This is a genomic window from Frisingicoccus sp., assembly GCF_048388605.1.
GTDB lineage: Bacteria > Bacillota > Clostridia > Lachnospirales > Lachnospiraceae > Frisingicoccus.
This window is the reverse complement of sequence record NZ_DBGCTU010000028.1, coordinates 1-18,441: the sequence shown is the minus strand read 5'-3', so window position 1 is coordinate 18,441 and position 18,441 is coordinate 1. Positions and strand designations below refer to the sequence as shown.

Sequence of the window (18,441 nt, the reverse complement as noted above, 5' to 3'; positions counted from 1 at the left end):
TATGGCAGCAAAAGAGAAAGAGATGCTGGTGAAAGCCGACCATGTGAAAGTATATTTTAAAGGTAAGAATAAACGATCCGGCACGGTGAAAGCCGTGGATGATATCAGTTTTGAAATTATGCGGGGAGAGACTTTCGGTGTTGTCGGCGAGAGCGGCTGCGGAAAAAGTACGCTGGGGCGGGCATTGATCCGGCTCATCAAACCGACAGATGGTCATATTTATCTGGAAGGACAGGATATAGCGTCTTTAAAAGGCGCTGAGCTGAAACAAATGCGGAAAAAGGCCCAGATTATTTTTCAGGATCCGTCGGCCTGCCTGAATCCGAGAAGAACGGTAAAACAGATTTTGATGGAGCCTTTTGAAATTCATCAGATGAAAGAGCAGGTGGATGTGGAAGCGCGAATTATGGAGCTGCTTCAGCTGGTCGGCCTTGACGCCTATCATTTGAGCCGTTATCCCCATGAACTTTCCGGAGGACAGAAACAGCGTATCGGCATTGCAAGAGCTTTGGCTTTGGAGCCGGACATTATTATCTGTGATGAGGCTGTATCCGCCCTGGATGTTTCCGTGCAGGCCCAGGTATTGAATCTTTTGCAGGAATTAAAAGAAAAGCTGGGATTGACCTATTTTTTTATATCCCATAATCTGAATGTGGTCTATCAGGTCAGCGACCGGGTGGGCGTTATGTACCTTGGGAAGATGGTAGAAATTGCAGATTACGACCAGTTATATGAAAAACGGTATCACCCTTATACGGAGGCATTGCTTTCTGCAATTCCGCAGGTTGGACAGAATGGGAGTAAGGAGAGGATTCATCTGGAAGGTGAGGTCCCGAGCCCTTCAAATCCGCCGTCAGGCTGTCGCTTCCATACACGGTGCCCAAAAGTCTGTGACAAATGCCGGGAAGAAGTGCCGGAATTAAAGGAGATAGAAACAGGACATTTTGTTGCCTGTCATTTATATAATTAAAAGGAGGAACTACTATGAAAAAGAAATTTATGGCTATGACCTTAGGATTGGTTATGGCTCTCAGCCTTGTTGGCTGCGGCGGCGGAAGCGACAGCGGCAGTACAACAACAAAAGAGACAGCGGCGGCAGAGAGCGGAGAAAGTACAGAAGCCTTTTCCAATACCGTTGTTGTGGCGATGGGCGCAGGCTTCTCAACGCTTGACCCGGGCTATGTTTATGAAAAATATCCGCCGTTAATTGTCAATGCCTGTTATGAAACCTTATTCAAGTTTTATGACAATGAAGGCGCTGCGGAACCGTGCCTCGTGGATACCTATGAATTCAGTGAAGACGGCCTGACACTGACAGTAACTTTGAAAGACGGTATTACATTTGCAAGCGGAAATCCTATGACATCTGCCGATGTTTTATTTAGCATCAATCGATGCAAGAATCTTCAGGGCAACCCGTCTTTCATCTGCGACACGATTGAAAGTATGGAAGCTCCGGATGAAAAGACGGTTGTATTCCATCTGACACAGCCGGACAGTGCCATTTTATCCAAGCTGACTTATAGTTCTACGGCAATTCTGGACAGTGAAGTCGTTAAAGCGAACGGCGGAACAGATGCAGAGGATGCCGCAACAGCAGATACGGCACAGGCTTATCTGGATACGACAAGCGCAGGCTCGGGCATGTATGTGATGACAAGCTATACTCCGGATGAGGAAGTTGTTCTTGAGAAAAACGCAAATTACTGGGGTGAAGGAACCAATGTCGATAAATATATCATTAAGATCCAGCCGGATTCCAACACTCAGATGATGACTCTGTCCACAGGAGACATCGATGTGGCTATGAATATGACGGATGATACGATCGCTGAGCTGGCCGGCGCTGAAAATGTTGAGATCATTAATGCTGCAACAAAGACAGTCGGCTTTGTTATGATGAACATGAATGAAGAGTACGGCGGACCGGTATCTGATCCAACCGTTCAGAAAGCTATCCGTAAAGCCCTTGACTACGCCGGAATTCAGACAATTGTCGGAGAAGGTACACTGACTCCATATTCCATTATCCAGTCCGGCTTCATGGGAAGTAAAGGAGAAAGAGCTGCAGATTATGCAGATATTGAGGAGGCAAAGAAGCTTCTTGCCGACGCAGGATATGCAGACGGTTTTGATGTGGATCTGACAGTATGCGATCTGGATATGGAAGGTGTCGCATTAACAGATCTGGCACAGAAGGTTAAAGATGACCTTTCCCAGATCGGTATTAATGTAAACATCGTTTCACAGCCATGGGCTGCCGGTTACGGCGATGACTACCGCGATGGCAAACTCGGCTTTACCGTAATGTACTGGGGAACAGATTATAATGATCCAAATGTACAGTTGGAATTCCTTCCGGGCGCCAGTGTTGGCCTGAGAGCAGGATGGACTGCTGAAATGGCCCCTGAACTTGCTGCTTTATATCAGGAAGCAATGAAAGCAACGGATAATGATGCGCGTACAGCAGTTTTGGAGCAGATCCAGGATATGACCTATGAAGATGGCCCATTTATCATGATTGCTCAGGCTCCGGCCCATATCGGTTATAATACAAGACTCGATGGCGTTGCCATTTCTGATCCATATGCATTAGATTTAACTTTAATTAACATTAAATAATTTTTATTTGGTTTTGCGGGACCGGCTTGGAGCCGGTTCCCGTAAAAACCGGAATAATGAGAGAAACAGGTATTACCGTGAACATGTATTGTGAAAAATGCTGCTGACGGAAATATCTGTTTGGATTTGTCATCAAAAGAAAAAGAAGAGGGGTGTCGTATGGAACGGCTGAAATTCATAGGAAAGCGATTGATATATCTGGTCATTATGCTGATTGGTGTTGCCACATTGGTATTTATTTTGACAAAAATGGTTCCCGGGGATCCGGTGACGGCTAATCTGAGTCAGAGAGCTTTGGGAGATCCGGAGATTGTGGCGGCCTATAAGGCAAAATACGGATTGGACCAGCCGATTTATGTGCAGTACATCAAGTATATGCAGAATTTGCTGAAGCTGGATTTGGGAACATCGATTCGTACCAATAAACCGGTATTGGATGAATTGTCCAGATGCTATCCGGCAACGATTGAACTGGCATTGTTTGCTATTGTTCTCGCGGCGATTTTTGGTATTTTGTTCGGCATTATCTCTGCAATTCGAAGAAACAGCGCGGTGGACCAGGTTGTGCGTGCTATCTCAGTCACGGGGGTAAGTATTCCGAGTTTTTGGTTTGCTCTTCTCGTACTCTATTTTATTTATTATAAATTCCATTTGCTGCCCGGTCCGGGACGCTTGAGCAATTCCTTTTCGGCTCCGGCGACGGTTACGGGCCTGTATGTGATCGACAGCCTGATCGAGGGCAACATTCCGAAGGCATTGGATGCTGTCAGCCATTTGATCTTGCCGGGAACAGTTCTTGCCGCATTTACCATGGGTCTGATTACACGGACAACCCGTTCCAATCTTCTGGATGTCATGTCCACGGATTATATTCGGACGGCCAGAGCAAAAGGGTTGAGCAGAGCCGGGCTGATTATCCGTCATGCCCTTGGCAATGCGCTGATCCCTGTTCTGACGGTGATTGGGCTTGGCCTCGGAAACCTGCTTGGCGGCATGGTTTTGGTTGAGACGATATTCAACTGGCCGGGGGTTGGCCAGTTTGCCTATGAGTCGGTTTTATCCAATGATTTTCCTTCGATTATTGGTGTGGCGCTTTTGATTGCACTGAATTATATGATCATAAATACGGTCGTGGATATTTTGTATGGTGTCATTGATCCGAGAGTGAGGTGCAGTTAATGTTGCGTTCTTTAAAAAAGATGTTTAAATCAAACTATTTATTTACATTGGGCGTGATCATCTGCCTGGCATGGATCATCGCGGCAATTTTGGCGCCGTCCATTGCGCCTTATGACCCGGTAGTACAGGATTTGGCGGCTCGTCTTCAGGCGCCGTCGGCACAGCACCTGTTCGGCACAGATAATTTTGGACGTGATATTTTCAGCCGTGTCATTTACGGCGGAAGATATTCTCTGTTGGCCGGATGTCTGACAGTTGTTATCGCAGGGGCCATCGGAACCTTTTATGGAGCGGTTGCCGGTTATGTCGGGGGACAGGTGGACAATGTGATGATGCGTCTTTCCGAGATGATTTTATCCTTCCCGTCATTGATCCTGGCCATGATCATCAATGCGGTTATGGGCTCAAACCTTTTTAACACCATGTTTGCGTTGATCATTGTAGCCTGGCCGACCTATGCCCGTTTGATGCGGAGCGTGGTGCTCAGTGTGAAGGAAAATGAATATGTTACTGCTTCGGAGGCTCTGGGAGCTTCAAAGCTTCGCATTTTAATGAAAGAGGTCATTCCGAACAGTATCAGTTCGGTTTTGATCATGGCGACAACAGATATCGGCAATCAGATTCTGATGTTTTCAACTCTGAGTTTCCTCGGGCTGGGTTCTGCTCCGCCGACGCCGGAATGGGGTATGATGGTATCTGACGGAGTGGATTATTTTAACAAGTTCTGGGTAGCCGGTTTTCCGGGCCTTGCCATTTTTACCATGGCTGTGGGCGCCAACTTTATCGGCGATGGCTTGAGAGACCTGCTTGACCCGAAGCTCAGAAAACAGTTTTGATCAAAGGAGCATATTGTAATGAAACAAAACAGAGCAGACCGCATTATGGCGGCATTAAAAGATATGGAACTTACCCAGATGCTGATCGTGGATCCGATGTCCATTTATTATCTGACGGGTGTATTTGTAGCGCCTTTTGAGCGCTTCTACGGTCTTTTGCTTCGGGCCGACGGCAAGCACGCTTTTTTCCTGAATCGATTGTTTACTGTGCCGGAAGAGGTTGGCGTGGAAAAAGTGTGGTATTCGGATACGGATCCGGCGGCGGAGATTGTAGCCCCTTATCTGGATAGAGAAGCAGTGCTTGGCGTGGATAAGGAATTAAAAGCGAGGTTCTTACTGCCCCTGATGGAAATGGGGGCGGCGAAAAGCTTTGTCAATGCGTCTCTGGCCGTGGATACGACAAGGGGTGTAAAAGACGAAGAAGAGCAGGAAAAAATGCGGGTGGCTTCCCACATTAATGATATGGCAATGGCTGAATTCAAGAAGTTGATCCACGAAGGCATCACTGAAAAAGAAGCGGCGGACCGGATGCTCAAAATCTATCTGGATCTGGGCGCTGACGGTTTTTCTTTTGAACCGCTGGTGGCCTTTGGACCAAATGCGGCGGATCCGCATCATGCGCCGGATGATACGAAAGTGAAGCCGGGAGATTCGGTTTTGTTTGACGTGGGTTGTATTAAGGATGGTTACTGCTCCGATATGACCCGGACATTTTATTTTAAAGAAGTGAGCGACATACATCGCCATATTTATGATACGGTGCGGAGGGCCAACGAAGCGGCAATTTCGAAAATCAAGCCGGGAGTTCCGCTGTGTGAGTTGGATCAGACGGCAAGAGATTTGATCGATGCGGAGGGATACGGCCCGAACTTTAATCACCGTCTCGGACATTTTATCGGTCTCAGCGAGCATGAATTCGGCGATGTATCCTCAACAAATCCGCAGAAGGCTGAACCGGGAATGATCTTTTCCATTGAGCCGGGAATTTATCTGACGGGTGACACCGGTGTCCGGGTGGAGGACCTGGTGCTGGTGACCGAAGAGGGCTGTGAAGTTCTCAATCATTATCCGAAAGAACTTGAAATAATCAGTTAGGGAGTTTGTGCGATGAATCCAACAGCAACATTACATATGAAAAACGGAAAAAAGATTGTGATCGAACTTTTGCCCGAGTCTGCGCCGAATACGGTAAACAGCTTCATTTATGCAGCTTCGAGGGGGTATATGGATAACCATGCCATTGAGCGGATCGTCCCGGGCAATTGGGTGGATATCAGCTATACCGCTTTCGGAAAAAAAGAATGTCAGTATCTGATTCCAAATGAATTTGAACTAAATCCCCGGGTGGTTCCGCTGGATTCCCATCCGGGAGTGGTGGCGATGGGCGGTTATGGCGAGGCCGGCCTGGCCGGTTGTGAATTCTTTTTTCCACTCAGAGACTGCCCGGAGCATAAGGGGATATATCCGGTGTTTGGCAGAGTGCTGGAAGGCATGGATGAAATCTGCCGGCTTGAGAAAGTCGATACTGTGCCGGTGACAGATTTTCCGATTGCCGGGGTGGAGGTCAATCGCCCGGTGGAGCCGCAGATTATCGAAAAAGTTGAGCTGGAACTTTTTGGGCAGAACTATCCGGAGCCGATTCGGGTTGAGAATCCGGAATTACCGCCGTGCTGGAAATGAATCTGTTATATGAACCTTTCGGTACTTTTTGGAGTGCCGGGAGGTTTTTTTGTCTGAAACTGCAAAAACTGTCGATAGATGATAATTGAAACTAAAATATCCTATGTTAAAATAATCATATCTGGAGGGCCGTTCCGGCTGACCGAAAAAATCCTTTATTGTATCATATGCTTTGTTCAAAGCAATATATTTCGGCAAAATGAAAAAGTGCAAACAAAAAATAGAAGGGAGAGGTGCCTATGACAAGGGGATTAAAAGATGCTTTTCCAATGCTTTGGAGTAGGGAGAAGGTTTTGGAATACATTAACATGCATGCGTATTTAAAAGGAATTTTTGATGAATGGAGTCGGGAAGAGAGAGAAGAGTTTCTGGATATCTGTACTGGAGTTAGGGGAGTAAAGACGCTGTATGATGGTTTCTTTAAAGAAATTATGAATCCGGAGTATGCGCCGCAGCGGCTTAATGATTTTTTATCCAATGTGTTGGAACGGCAAGTTCGGGTGACAAAAGTTTTGCCAAATGATTCAACTCGACTTACAGATGAAAATTCGTTGCTTATTATGGATATCGTGGTGGAATTTGAGGACGGGGCTATTGGAAATGTTGAGGTTCAAAAGATGGGGTATTTATTCCCGGGGGAACGCAGTGCCTGCTATTCTGCCGATTTACTGCTCCGCCAGTATAAACGGCTGCGAGATGAAAAGAAGAGAGAATTTAGCTATCGGGATATACGAACGGTTTATACGATTATCCTTTTTGAACATAGTCCAAAGGTGTTTCAGACATATTCGAGAATGTATAGACACTGTTTTGAGCAAAAATCGGATACCGGAATACAGTTAGAGATACCACAGAAATTTATTTATATACCTCTTGACATCTTTAGAAAAAAACAGCAAAATGAAAATGGAAGTATACATAATAAACTGGAGGCATGGCTGACATTTTTCAGCAGGGATGAGCCGGAAATGATTTTAAGGCTTATCAAAGAATATCCGGAATTTAAAGCTTTGTATGGGGATGTCTATGAACTATGCCGGAATGTGGAGGGAGTCATGCAGATATTTTCGAAAGAGTTGCTTGAAATGGACCGAAATACAGTGAAACTGATGATTGATGAAATGCAGGAAGAGATTGAAAAACAGAAAGAAGAGATTCGGGAAAAAGACGAAGTGTTGAAGCAGAAAGATAAAGAGGTTGAGGATGCAAAACAGAGAATTAAAGAATTAGAAAAACAGTTAGGTGAGAAATAGTTTCATGAGATACGAGAGATAAAACAGAAATCTGTCTTGAAAAAATAAAAAAAGTGTGGTAGTATAAACCAGTAAATGAAAGATGAGGAACCTGATTTCCCGAAAGACCGGGAACTCAGGTTTTTTTGCATAAAGCGCGAGGCAGGTGGCTTTCGGGGAGGGGCATTGGCTTAAGCAGAAGACGGCGAAGAAAATTGAAATTGTTTTTCAAAGGGAGAGTGGAGCAGTGAGACAGAGATATTATTTTGCAACGGATAACGGAATGTTGATCTGGGATGTGGATTCGATGCTGAAAGCCATCGAGAGTAACCCGGGGGATTATGAGCTGCGCTTAGTGGACACAGATGTGGTGGCCAGGGAGAATCAGGAGGCCAGAGTCAGCGAATCCTATGCGATGGAAACAAATCTTAGTGAGCCCTGTGTTCTGGCGGAAGTTGGAAACGGACATTATCTCCTTCTTGACGGTAATCACAGGCTCAGAAAAGCCGTACGGGAAAAATTGTCCTGCCTGCTCTGTTATTGCCTGAGAGAGGATCAGCACCGAAAATATATTGAAAATTACCGTCCAAAGGAATATGAGCGTGTCATTGCCGGAAAAAAGTATTGACAATCGAAATTGGAAGGAGTATACTTCATAACTATAAAGCGATAAAGAAAACCGATGAACGAGAGAAGTAGTTGAAGAAAGATATCCCAGAGAGCTGCGGATGGTGAGAATGCAGTATATTGGAATTCAATGAATGGACTCGCGAGGGCAGACTGAAACAACGGTAAAATGAAGAAATGTTGGAGTAGGCGCTGACGGGGCCCTGGCCGTTATCAGCAGGGAGCATATGTTAGTATGTTAGAGAGCGGGCGCATTGCGTCAATTTGGGTGGTACCGCAGAGGTTTCAGACTTTTGTCCCTTAGAGAAGAGGGATAAAGGTCTTTTTTTATTGTTGAGGAAAGGAGCAAAATTATGATACGTCCAGAATGTGAACAGATTTTGGCATTGGCGGAGGATTATTCCATTATCCCGGTATGCAAAGAAATTTATGCCGATATGATGACGCCGATATCTATGCTGATCCGGCTGTCCGCTATTAGTCAAAGATATTATTTACTTGAAAGTGTGGAAGGCGGAGAAAAATGGGGCAGGTACTCCTTCCTGGGGTATGACCCTGTGATGCGGGTAAGTTGCAAAGAGGGAAAAGTAACGATCGAATCCGAGGAGGAAACAAAAGTCGTGGAAACGGCCAAACCATTGACGGTGCTGCGGAATATACTGAAAACATACAAAGCGCCGAAATTGCCGGATATGCCGCCCTTTACCGGAGGTTTTGTCGGACATTTTTCCTATGGGATGATCGGCTATGCGGAGCCGACATTGAAATTAAAAAGGGGAGAGTTTGAAGATTATGATTTCATGCTTTTTGACAAAATTATTGCTTATGACCATTTGAAGCAGAAAATCTGTCTGATCGTCCATATGAAGACGGAAAAGGCCATGGAAAACTATGGCCGGGCCATGGCAGAACTTCAGAAGATGACGGATTTGATCCGTTCAAATGTGAAACTGCCGGAGTACAAATCCGATAAGAATGTGAATTTTACGTGTAATCAGACAAAGGAAGAATTTTGTGAAATGGTGGAGCGGGCGAAGCAATATATTTTTGACGGGGACAGTTTTCAGATCGTGACTTCCAGAAGGTTTGAGAGCGATTATAAAGGCAATCTCGTAAATGCTTATCGGGTCCTCCGGACAATTAACCCTTCGCCGTACATGGTTTATATGAAGATAGATGATAAAGAGATTATGAGTACATCGCCTGAGACGCTGGTCCGGCTGGAAAACGGACGGCTGATCACATTTCCGGTGGCCGGTTCACGGCCGAGGGGAGCGACGCCGGAGGAAGACAGGAAGCTGGAAGAAGAACTTCTGGCGGACGAGAAGGAACTGGCGGAGCATAATATGCTGGTGGATTTAGGAAGGAATGATCTGGGGCGTATCTGCAGATTCGGCACGGTGGAAGTGACCGAATATCAGCAGATTCATAAATATTCACGGATTATGCACATATGCTCTCAGGTTGAAGGAGATATCCGGGAGGATTGTGACAGCCTGGATGCCATCGAATCGGTACTTCCGGCGGGAACGCTTTCCGGGGCGCCGAAGATCCGGGCCTGTGAGATCATTGAGGAACTGGAAAAAACGCCGAGAGGTATTTACGGCGGCGCCCTTGGATATCTGGATTTTACAGGAAATATGGATACATGCATTGCTATCCGCATGGCGGTAAAAAAGGGCGATAAGGTTTATGTCCAGGCCGGGGCCGGAATTGTGGCGGACAGCGTGCCGGAAACGGAATATGAGGAAACGGCGAATAAGGCCGGAGCGGTCATTCGGGCTATCCAGAATGCCAGGGAGGTGGACGAATAATGATACTTTTAATTGATAATTACGACAGCTTTTCCTACAATCTGGTTCAAATGGCCGGAAGTATACAGCCGGATATCCGGGTGGTTCGAAATGATGCGGCGACGGTGGAGGAAGTGTTTGAGATGAGGCCGAGCCACATCATCCTTTCTCCGGGGCCGGGGTATCCAAAGGATGCGGGCATTTGCGAAGAATTGGTAAAAAAAGCGGAGGGCAGAATACCGATTCTCGGCGTGTGCCTCGGGCATCAGGGAATCTGCGAAGCCTTTGGAGCGAAGATTACCCATGCGAGACATTTGATGCACGGAAAGCAGAGTCGTATCCGGATACATAATGAGAATCCGATATTTAAGGGGCTGGAAACGGAAGAAGCGGTGGCGCGGTATCATTCCCTCGTGGCAGACCCGGAAACAATGCCGGAGTGTCTGGAAGTGATCGGGGAAGATATACACGGTGAGATCATGGCGGTGGCCCATCGGAAATATCCGGTCTATGGACTGCAGTTTCACCCGGAGTCAATTTTAACGCCCAACGGACGGCAAATGATGGAAAATTTTTTAGAATTATAGATATATATAACAGGAGGTTATAATATGATACAGGAATCTATTCAGGAAGTTATGGCAGGACAAAATTTGAATTTTGACGCGGCAAAGGCGGTAATGGACGAAATTATGAGCGGTCAGGCAACTCAGGCCCAGATGGGGGCATTTCTTACCGCACTGCGTATCAAAGGGGAGACGGTGGAGGAGATTACAGCCTGTGCCACATCAATGCGTGAGAAATGTGAAGCTTTGCACACAGAGACAGAGGTTATGGACATTGTGGGAACCGGCGGAGATGAGGTTGGAACCTTTAATATTTCAACGACAACGGCATTTGTTGTGGCGGCGGCCGGGGTTCCCGTGGCAAAGCACGGAAATCGGAGTGTCTCAAGTAAGAGCGGTGCGGCTGATGTGCTGGAGACTCTCGGAGCAAAATTGACGCTGAATGCAAAGCAGTGTGAGAAAGTTTTAAAGGAGACTGGAATATGCTTTATGTTTGCCCAGATGCACCACTCCTCCATGAAATATGCGGCGCCGGTTCGAAAAGAGCTTGGAATCCGCACCGTGTTTAATATATTGGGACCGCTGACCAATCCGGCCGGCGCCAGCATGCAGTTGATGGGCGTTTACAGTCAGGATATGGTGGAGCCGATGGCCCAGGTGCTTTCAAATCTCGGCGTGAAAAAGGGATTTGTTGTCTGCGGCAGCGATGGACTGGATGAGGTATCCTTAACGGGGCCGACCCATGTGTGCCGGATTAAAGAAGGACGGCTTGAATCCGTTGATATTATACCGGAGGATTATGGATTCGCGGCCTGTGATCTGAGTGAATTGATCGGCGGTTCTCCGGCGGAAAATGCGGAAATTACGCGGAATATTCTCTCGGGCGCGGAAAAAGGGGCAAAACGGGATGTGGTGATCTTAAATGCGGCCCTTTGTCTGGCGGCTGCCCTGGAAAAGGATATTTCCGAGGGTGTTCGTCTGGCCGGGGAGATGATTGACAGTGGAAAGGCGTTAGAAAAACTGGAAGCATTTATTCGGGCGACAAATGAGGTAGAAGAATGATTTTAGATGATTTGGTGGCGGCTACCCGGAAACGTATGGAGCGGGACATGAAGCGGGCGCCGTTGGAATATATAAAAAAACGGGCGGAGAGTGTGCGTGAAACCGAATTGGCCCAGGCAGAAAAAGGCGCTGTAAATACGGAAAATATATCCTTCAGATTCGAAAAGAATCTGAGACAAAAGGAGATGCAGTTTATCTGTGAGGTAAAAAAGGCTTCGCCGAGTAAAGGGCTGATCGCAGAGCATTTTCCCTATGTGGATATTGCCAAAGCCTATGAAGCCGCCGGAGCGGCAGCCATCTCTGTGTTGACGGAAACGGACTATTTTCTCGGAGACGACCGGTATTTAAGACAGATTTATGATGCGGTGCAGACGCCCCTTTTGCGGAAGGATTTTACGGTAGATGCCTATCAGATCTATCAGGCGAAAACCCTCGGGGCCGGCGCTGTGCTGCTGATCTGTGCGATTCTTGATGAGAAACGGATTCGTTCTTTTATTGAAATCTGCGACAGTCTTGGCATGTCGGCCCTGGTGGAGGCCCATGACGCGGAGGAGGTTCGCATGGCGGACAGTGCCGGAGCACGGGTGATCGGCGTCAACAACCGGAATTTGAAGGATTTTACAGTGGATATAGGAAATAGCCTGAGACTTCGGGAATTAGTGCCGGGAGATACTCTGTTTGTGGCGGAGAGCGGTATTTCCACACCGGAGGATGTCCGGGCCCTGCGGGAAGGCGGCGTCAATGGCGTATTGATCGGAGAATCATTGATGCGGGCGAAGGACAAAAAAGCCATGCTGGATTATTTAAGAGGAAAAAGCGATGATACGAATTAAGATCTGCGGACTGCGCCGGGAAGAGGATGTCCTGGGAGTCAATAGCTTTGATATTAATGACGCCGGGTTTGTTTTCGCCAAAAGCCCGAGGCAGGTGAGCGAGGAATGGGCTGCAGAGCTTCGGGAAAAGCTTCGGCCGGATATTGATGCGGTGGGTGTTTTTGTCAATGAAGCGCCGGAAAAGATTATCCGCCTTGTAAAAAACGGGGTTATTCAGAAGGTTCAGCTTCACGGTGATGAAGACAGGGCGTATATTCAAAGTCTGAAACAGAATATCGATTGTCCGATCGTGAAGGCTGTTCGCGTGCGGGACGAAGATTCTGTTCAACGGGCGGAGGGCCTTGGCGCAGATCTGCTTTTGCTGGATACTTATGTAAAAAATGTGCGGGGCGGCAGCGGTCAGACCTTTGATCTAAAGCATGTGCCGGAATTGGATATGCCCTGGTATATGGCCGGAGGATTGACCCCGGAAAATGTGGCGGACCGGTTAAAAGAAAGGAAGCCTTACGGCGTGGACGTTTCCAGCGGTGTGGAGACCGATGGTTATAAGGATATGAAAAAAATAGAGAAATTTACGGCGATGGTCCGGGCCTTTGAGGCGGACCGGGACAGAAAGGAAGTTATGAGATGAAAGGAAGATATGGCCTTTACGGCGGACAATATATTCCGGAGACATTGATGAATGCGATCATTGAACTGGAAGAGGCTTATGAATACTATAAAAATGATGCGGAATTTAACCGGGAACTGGATGAATTGCTTCGTGAATATGCGGGACGCCCATCATTGCTTTATTATGCGGAAAAAATGACAAAGGATTTGGGTGGAGCAAAGATTTATTTAAAGCGTGAGGATTTAAATCATACCGGTTCCCATAAAATCAATAATGTCCTCGGACAGGTTCTTCTGGCGAAAAAAATGGGCAAGACCCGTGTCATTGCCGAAACCGGCGCCGGACAGCACGGCGTAGCGACAGCGACAGCCGCCGCGCTTATGGGGATGGAATGTAAGGTGTTTATGGGTAAAGAGGACACGGAGAGGCAGGCTCTGAATGTATTTCGGATGGAGCTTCTCGGCGCAGAGGTGGAAGCCGTGACCAGCGGCACGATGACATTGAAGGATGCAGTCAATGAGACGATGAGAGAATGGGCCAGCCGGGTGAATGATACCCATTATGTTCTGGGGTCAGTCATGGGACCTCATCCGTTTCCGATGATTGTCCGGGATTTTCAGAAGATTATCGGCAAGGAGATCAAGGAGCAGCTTCAGGAAAAAGAAGGGAAGCTTCCGGATGCGGTGATTGCCTGTGTCGGAGGCGGCAGCAACGCCATGGGGGCTTTCTATGAGTTCATCCCAGATAAGAGTGTTCAGCTGATTGGCTGTGAAGCTGCCGGACACGGCGTGGACACGGATAAGAACGCGGCGACGATCGCCAACGGCACGGTAGGCATTTTCCATGGGATGAAGTCGCTGTTCTGTCAGGATGAGTACGGACAGATCGCGCCGGTGTATTCAATCTCGGCCGGTCTGGATTATCCGGGAATCGGGCCGGAGCATGCCATGCTTGCGGAAGAGGGACGGGCAAAATATGTGCCGATCACGGATGAGGAAGCGGTGGAAGCCTTTGAATATCTTTCAAGGACAGAGGGCATCATTCCGGCCATTGAAAGCGCCCATGCGGTGGCTTATGCGAAAAAACTGGCGCCGACGATGGGAAAGGATCAGATTATTGTTGTAAATATTTCCGGCCGCGGTGATAAAGACGTGGCGGCCATTGCAAGATACAGAGGGGTAGAGATTTATGAGTAGAATACATCAGGCATTTGAGAATAAAAAAGCATTTATAGCCTTTATTACCGGGGGTGATCCGGATTTGGAGACGACAGAAAAGTTAATTCCGGCCATGGAGGCCGCCGGAGCCGATCTGATTGAAATAGGTATCCCCTTTTCGGATCCGATCGCGGAGGGCGTTGTGATTCAGGAGGCGAATATCCGGGCTTTGTCTGCCGGGTGTACGACGGATAAATTGTTCGATTCCGTTAAGCGGGCGCGGGAAAAGGTGACTGTTCCGATGGTCTTTTTGACCTATATTAACCCGATTTATACTTATGGGAAAGAAAAATTTATGCAGCGGTGTGTTGAGTGCGGTATCGACGGATTGATCATTCCGGATCTGCCTTTTGAGGAAAAGGGAGAACTGTTGGATGTCTGCCGGGATTACGGTATTGATATCATTTCTCTGATTGCGCCGACCTCCCATGATCGAATCCGCAAAATTGCAGGGGAAGCCCAGGGCTTTTTATACGTGGTTTCTTCTATGGGAGTGACCGGGGTTCGAAGCAAAATTGAGACAGATATTGAAGGCATGGTGAAGCTTGTCCGGGAAAGCTCCAATATTCCGTGTGCGATCGGTTTTGGAATTGCCACGCCGGAGCAGGCGAAAGCGATGGCGGCTCTTTCCGATGGAGCCATCGTCGGCAGCGCCATTGTGAAGCTGGTTGCCGGGTACGGGCGGGAATGTATCGAACCGGTGGCAGATTATGTCCGCTCAATGAAAGCGGCGGTAAAAGAGGCTGAAGCAAATTGAAAAGCGGATATTTTACCGGATACAGTAAAATAATGTATAAAATTCAGGAAAAGTATAAAAATAGGTATAGGCAATGGTCTATACCTATTGTATTATAGTCCGATAGATAAGAGACAAAGATTGCGGAGGGAGAAAAACCATGATTTATACAGTAACCTTTAATCCGGCGCTGGATTATATTGTCCGGGTGAGGCAGTTAAATATCGGAGAGATCAACCGGGCGGAATACGGTGAGATTATGGCCGGGGGAAAGGGTGTCAATGTGTCGCTGGTATTGAACAATCTCGGGCATGAAAGCACGGCGCTTGGCTTTGCCGCCGGATTTACGGGGGAAAAGCTTATTGAGGATCTGAAGAAAAAGGGCTGTCAATGTGATTTTATTCTTTTGAATCAGGGAATGACCCGGATCAATGTAAAAATCAAAGGGCAGGAAGAGACGGAAATCAACGGCGAAGGGCCGGAGATCACGCCGACAGCGCTTCGCTCACTGATGATGCGGCTGGAGCATCTGAAGGAAGGAGACATTCTTGTCTTATCGGGGAGTATTCCGGGAACACTGCCGGAAGATATGTATGAACGGGTTATTTTGAGGCAGCAGGGGAAGAAGGTAAAAATTGTTGTAGATGCAACGAAAAATCTTCTGAAGGATACATTGAAATATCATCCATTTTTAGTAAAACCAAATCACCATGAATTGGGGGAACTTTTTGGGGTTGAAATTTCAAATCGGGAGGAAGCCATATTCTATGCGGAGAAATTACAGCAAATGGGCGCCGAAAATGTGCTGGTGTCTATGGCCGGCGAGGGCGCTGTGCTTTTGGATGTTTGCGGGGAACGGCATATGAGCCCGGCCCCTGAGGGGAAGCCGGTCAACTCCGTCGGCGCCGGCGATTCCATGGTGGCCGGATTTCTGGCCGGGTATATGGAAACAGGGGACTATGAGCAGGCCTTTCGGATGGGAGTTGCCGCGGGAAGCGCCAGCGCATTTTCGGAATATTTAGCGACGCGGGAAGAAATATTGGAAGTATTAAGCAGAACCTTTAAATGACGGGAGGATGAGGCATGAAGATCGTGGACTTGCTGGCGAAGGACAGCATTTGTTTAAACGGAAAGGTTTCGGACAAAAAGGATGCTATTGATCAGATGGTATCCCTGATGGCAAAGGGCGGACATTTATCCGATACGGCGGCCTATAAACAGGCGGTACTGAAACGGGAGGCGGAGGGAACAACCGGTATTGGCGAAGGGATTGCTATTCCCCATGCAAAGACAAGTGCGGTTTCAAGCCCGGGGCTGGCTGCGATGACTCTGCCGGATGGGGTGGATTTTGATTCTCTGGACGGTCATCCGGTCCGGCTGATTTTTATGATCGCTGCGCCGGATACGGAGGACAATGTGCATCTGGAGGTGTTGAGCCGCTTGTCTGTTTTGCTGATGAATCAGCAGTTCAGGGAACATTTGCTTCATGCCAAATCTCCGGAGGCATTTTTGAAGGTGATCGATCTGGCGGAACTGTCAGGCAGGGAGTCAGCCGGGACAACAGATACAGAGGATATGAGGACGTCAAAGTCGGCCGGGACTGAGGCGGAGAGAAAGGGATATCAGATTCTGGCTGTGACAGCCTGTCCGACGGGTATCGCTCATACTTACATGGCCCAGGAAGCCCTGGAACAGCAGGCCCTTAAAATGGGATATCGGATCAAGGTGGAGACCAATGGATCCGGCGGTGTAAAAAATGAGCTGACCCGGGAGGAAATTGCGGCAGCGGAGTGTATTATTATCGCGGCGGATAAAAATGTGGAGATGGCCCGGTTTGACGGAAAGCCGGTTATTCAGACAAAGGTCGCCGACGGTATTCACAAGCCGGCAGAGCTGATCGAAAGGGCTGTTCATGGCGAGGCGCCGGTGTATCATCACCGAAATGCCAATGGTGAGCCGGCCCGGGGCGGAGCAGACAGCGGAGGTATCGGACACGGTATTTATAAACATTTGATGAACGGTGTTTCCCATATGCTTCCATTTGTGATTGGCGGCGGTATATTGATCGCACTGGCCTTTTTAATGGATGATTATCAGATCGATCCGGCAAATTTTGGAATGAATACGCCGGTGGCTGCATTTTTTAAGACGATCGGAAATCAGGCCTTTGGTTTTATGCTGCCGGTTTTGGCGGGATATATCGCCATGAGTATTGCCGACCGGCCGGGGCTGGCAGTCGGTTTTGTGGGCGGCGCTGTGGCAAATGCAGGGTATACCTTTGGAAATATGATGCATTATGGAGAAACCATTCCTGTCAGTTCAGGATTTCTCGGGGCATTGCTTGCGGGTTTTCTGGCCGGATATATTGTTCTGGGCCTTCAAAAGCTGTGTTCCGGTCTGCCGGGAAGTCTGGAGGGCATGAAACCGATGCTCATCTATCCGGTGGCCGGCATAGGGATCATCGGGGCGGTGATGGTACTCATCAATCCGGTTGTCGGTGCCATTAACACGGGGATGAATCAGGCGCTGGTCTCCATGGGAGGTACAAGCAAGGTGCTTTTGGGAGCTCTTCTCGGCGGAATGATGTCCATTGATATGGGCGGACCTTTTAATAAGGCGGCTTATGTTTTTGGGACAGCCTCGTTGGCCAGCGGCGGTTTTGATATCATGGCAGCAGTTATGGCCGGCGGAATGGTGCCGCCGATCGCAGTAGCTCTCTGCGCGACATTTTTTAAAAATCGTTTTACAGGCAAGGACCGTCAGTCTGCCTATGTGAATTATATTATGGGACTGTCATTTATTTCGGAAGGTGCGATCCCCTATGCGGCGGCGGACCCGCTTCGGGTCATTCCGTCCTGCATTGTCGGTTCGGCAGTATCCGGTGCCCTGTCAATAATTTTCGGGTGCGGATTGAGGGCGCCTCACGGCGGCATTTTCGTCATTCCGACAGTCACCCATCCGTTCCAATATCTGATCGCTATTGGGGCGGGCTCGATTATCGGCGGGCTTTTGATGGGTATTTTTAAGAAACCGGTGAGAGAAAGTTAAAGGAGAAGAAGCGTATGAAAGAATTTAAATATGTGATTCAGGATGCACAGGGGATTCATGCCAGACCCGCAGGAATCCTTGTGAAAGCTGCAGGAGAATTTAAAAGTGATCTGCGCATTGATAAAGATGGCAAGAAGGGCGATTTAAAAAGAATTTTCGGCGTTATGGGACTTTGCGTAAAAAAAGGAGATGAAATCCGGGTGACGGCCGAAGGCGAAGATGAGGCGGAGGCCATCGAAAAAATAGAAGCATTATTTAAAGAGAATTTGTGAAATATTTGAAAAGGGGAAATCGGCTAATGCCGATTTCTACCCATTAAAAAGAGAAATAGAGATACCCTGCAGAAATGCGTGCATTACAACACTTGCATATTCTTCAGGGTATCTCTATTTCTCAG

General features: G+C 47.9%; 18 protein-coding genes and 1 other annotated feature. All 18 genes read left to right on the top strand.

Features of this window, described 5'->3' with window-relative positions; all coding sequences use genetic code 11:
- Position 1: 1 nt before the first annotated feature.
- The 18 genes from ACMN7X_RS06430 to ACMN7X_RS06345 all read left to right on the top strand — a co-directional run bounded on the left by ACMN7X_RS06430 (position 2) and on the right by ACMN7X_RS06345 (position 18,316).
- Positions 2–970, top strand: a complete 969-nt coding sequence (locus tag ACMN7X_RS06430; protein ID WP_418746659.1) for an ABC transporter ATP-binding protein — start codon at positions 2–4, stop codon at positions 968–970.
- 14 nt (positions 971–984) lie between these two features.
- Positions 985–2,622: an ABC transporter substrate-binding protein gene (locus ACMN7X_RS06425; protein WP_418746658.1), complete on the top strand. Its 1,638-nt coding sequence runs from the start codon at positions 985–987 to the stop codon at positions 2,620–2,622.
- 159 nt (positions 2,623–2,781) lie between these two features.
- Positions 2,782–3,801 carry an ABC transporter permease gene (locus ACMN7X_RS06420; protein WP_418746657.1) on the top strand — a complete coding sequence of 340 codons (1,020 nt, stop codon included), beginning with the start codon at positions 2,782–2,784 and terminating at the stop codon, positions 3,799–3,801.
- Positions 3,801–4,637 (top strand): ABC transporter permease, encoded by an 837-nt coding sequence (locus tag ACMN7X_RS06415; RefSeq protein ID WP_418746656.1) that lies wholly within the window; start codon positions 3,801–3,803, stop codon positions 4,635–4,637. The genes ACMN7X_RS06420 and ACMN7X_RS06415 overlap by 1 nt, the downstream gene beginning before the upstream one ends.
- 18 nt (positions 4,638–4,655) lie before the next feature.
- On the top strand, positions 4,656–5,732 hold the full coding sequence (locus tag ACMN7X_RS06410; RefSeq protein WP_418746655.1) for a M24 family metallopeptidase: 1,077 nt from the start codon (positions 4,656–4,658) through the stop codon (positions 5,730–5,732).
- 12 nt (positions 5,733–5,744) lie between these two features.
- Complete coding sequence (locus ACMN7X_RS06405; RefSeq protein ID WP_418746654.1) at positions 5,745–6,317, top strand: peptidylprolyl isomerase; 573 nt, start codon at positions 5,745–5,747, stop codon at positions 6,315–6,317.
- A gap of 239 nt (positions 6,318–6,556) precedes the next feature.
- On the top strand, positions 6,557–7,570 hold the full coding sequence (locus tag ACMN7X_RS06400) for a PD-(D/E)XK nuclease family transposase (RefSeq protein ID WP_418746653.1): 1,014 nt from the start codon (positions 6,557–6,559) through the stop codon (positions 7,568–7,570).
- A gap of 226 nt (positions 7,571–7,796) precedes the next feature.
- Positions 7,797–8,177, top strand: coding sequence for a hypothetical protein (locus tag ACMN7X_RS06395; RefSeq protein WP_418746652.1), 381 nt, complete (start codon positions 7,797–7,799; stop codon positions 8,175–8,177).
- Positions 8,178–8,222: 45 nt separating this feature from the next.
- Positions 8,223–8,480, top strand: a binding site (T-box leader).
- 49 nt (positions 8,481–8,529) lie between these two features.
- On the top strand, positions 8,530–9,990 hold the full coding sequence (trpE, locus tag ACMN7X_RS06390; protein ID WP_418746651.1) for an anthranilate synthase component I: 1,461 nt from the start codon (positions 8,530–8,532) through the stop codon (positions 9,988–9,990).
- A complete protein-coding gene (locus ACMN7X_RS06385) occupies positions 9,990–10,556 on the top strand; it encodes an anthranilate synthase component II (protein ID WP_418746650.1) in 567 nt (188 codons plus the stop codon). Before trpE ends, ACMN7X_RS06385 begins: the two co-directional genes overlap by 1 nt.
- Positions 10,557–10,580: 24 nt before the next feature.
- A complete protein-coding gene (trpD, locus tag ACMN7X_RS06380) occupies positions 10,581–11,597 on the top strand; it encodes an anthranilate phosphoribosyltransferase (RefSeq protein WP_418746649.1) in 1,017 nt (338 codons plus the stop codon).
- Entirely contained in the window at positions 11,594–12,430 is an 837-nt protein-coding gene (trpC, locus tag ACMN7X_RS06375) for an indole-3-glycerol phosphate synthase TrpC (protein ID WP_418746648.1), read from the top strand. Before trpD ends, trpC begins: the two co-directional genes overlap by 4 nt.
- The gene (locus ACMN7X_RS06370; RefSeq protein ID WP_418746647.1) at positions 12,417–13,061 is read left to right on the top strand and encodes a phosphoribosylanthranilate isomerase; all 645 of its coding nucleotides are present in this window, start codon (positions 12,417–12,419) and stop codon (positions 13,059–13,061) included. Before trpC ends, ACMN7X_RS06370 begins: the two co-directional genes overlap by 14 nt.
- Positions 13,058–14,239 (top strand): tryptophan synthase subunit beta, encoded by a 1,182-nt coding sequence (gene trpB / locus ACMN7X_RS06365; protein ID WP_418746646.1) that lies wholly within the window; start codon positions 13,058–13,060, stop codon positions 14,237–14,239. Before ACMN7X_RS06370 ends, trpB begins: the two co-directional genes overlap by 4 nt.
- Complete coding sequence (gene trpA / locus ACMN7X_RS06360; protein ID WP_418746645.1) at positions 14,232–15,017, top strand: tryptophan synthase subunit alpha; 786 nt, start codon at positions 14,232–14,234, stop codon at positions 15,015–15,017. Before trpB ends, trpA begins: the two co-directional genes overlap by 8 nt.
- 139 nt (positions 15,018–15,156) lie before the next feature.
- The gene (pfkB, locus tag ACMN7X_RS06355; RefSeq protein WP_418746644.1) at positions 15,157–16,065 is read left to right on the top strand and encodes a 1-phosphofructokinase; all 909 of its coding nucleotides are present in this window, start codon (positions 15,157–15,159) and stop codon (positions 16,063–16,065) included.
- Positions 16,066–16,079: 14 nt separating this feature from the next.
- Positions 16,080–18,044, top strand: coding sequence for a PTS fructose transporter subunit IIABC (locus ACMN7X_RS06350; RefSeq protein WP_418746643.1), 1,965 nt, complete (start codon positions 16,080–16,082; stop codon positions 18,042–18,044).
- Between the two features lie 14 nt (positions 18,045–18,058).
- The gene (locus ACMN7X_RS06345) at positions 18,059–18,316 is read left to right on the top strand and encodes an HPr family phosphocarrier protein (RefSeq protein ID WP_418746642.1); all 258 of its coding nucleotides are present in this window, start codon (positions 18,059–18,061) and stop codon (positions 18,314–18,316) included.
- Positions 18,317–18,441: the final 125 nt, after the last annotated feature.

What these genes read in the sequence shown, in the direction of transcription:
- ACMN7X_RS06430 (WP_418746659.1), top strand. Translation starts at nt 2, where the DNA reads ATGGCAGCAAAAGAGAAAGAGATGCTGGTGAAAGCCGACCATGTGAAA.
- ACMN7X_RS06420 (WP_418746657.1), top strand. Translation starts at nt 2,782, where the DNA reads ATGGAACGGCTGAAATTCATAGGAAAGCGATTGATATATCTGGTCATT.
- ACMN7X_RS06385 (WP_418746650.1), top strand. Translation starts at nt 9,990, where the DNA reads ATGATACTTTTAATTGATAATTACGACAGCTTTTCCTACAATCTGGTT.
- ACMN7X_RS06400 (WP_418746653.1), top strand. Translation starts at nt 6,557, where the DNA reads ATGACAAGGGGATTAAAAGATGCTTTTCCAATGCTTTGGAGTAGGGAG.
- trpA (WP_418746645.1), top strand. Translation starts at nt 14,232, where the DNA reads ATGAGTAGAATACATCAGGCATTTGAGAATAAAAAAGCATTTATAGCC.
- ACMN7X_RS06370 (WP_418746647.1), top strand. Translation starts at nt 12,417, where the DNA reads ATGATACGAATTAAGATCTGCGGACTGCGCCGGGAAGAGGATGTCCTG.
- trpC (WP_418746648.1), top strand. Translation starts at nt 11,594, where the DNA reads ATGATTTTAGATGATTTGGTGGCGGCTACCCGGAAACGTATGGAGCGG.
- ACMN7X_RS06345 (WP_418746642.1), top strand. Translation starts at nt 18,059, where the DNA reads ATGAAAGAATTTAAATATGTGATTCAGGATGCACAGGGGATTCATGCC.
- ACMN7X_RS06415 (WP_418746656.1), top strand. Translation starts at nt 3,801, where the DNA reads ATGTTGCGTTCTTTAAAAAAGATGTTTAAATCAAACTATTTATTTACA.
- pfkB (WP_418746644.1), top strand. Translation starts at nt 15,157, where the DNA reads ATGATTTATACAGTAACCTTTAATCCGGCGCTGGATTATATTGTCCGG.
- ACMN7X_RS06410 (WP_418746655.1), top strand. Translation starts at nt 4,656, where the DNA reads ATGAAACAAAACAGAGCAGACCGCATTATGGCGGCATTAAAAGATATG.
- ACMN7X_RS06425 (WP_418746658.1), top strand. Translation starts at nt 985, where the DNA reads ATGAAAAAGAAATTTATGGCTATGACCTTAGGATTGGTTATGGCTCTC.
- trpE (WP_418746651.1), top strand. Translation starts at nt 8,530, where the DNA reads ATGATACGTCCAGAATGTGAACAGATTTTGGCATTGGCGGAGGATTAT.
- ACMN7X_RS06405 (WP_418746654.1), top strand. Translation starts at nt 5,745, where the DNA reads ATGAATCCAACAGCAACATTACATATGAAAAACGGAAAAAAGATTGTG.
- trpB (WP_418746646.1), top strand. Translation starts at nt 13,058, where the DNA reads ATGAAAGGAAGATATGGCCTTTACGGCGGACAATATATTCCGGAGACA.
- trpD (WP_418746649.1), top strand. Translation starts at nt 10,581, where the DNA reads ATGATACAGGAATCTATTCAGGAAGTTATGGCAGGACAAAATTTGAAT.
- ACMN7X_RS06350 (WP_418746643.1), top strand. Translation starts at nt 16,080, where the DNA reads ATGAAGATCGTGGACTTGCTGGCGAAGGACAGCATTTGTTTAAACGGA.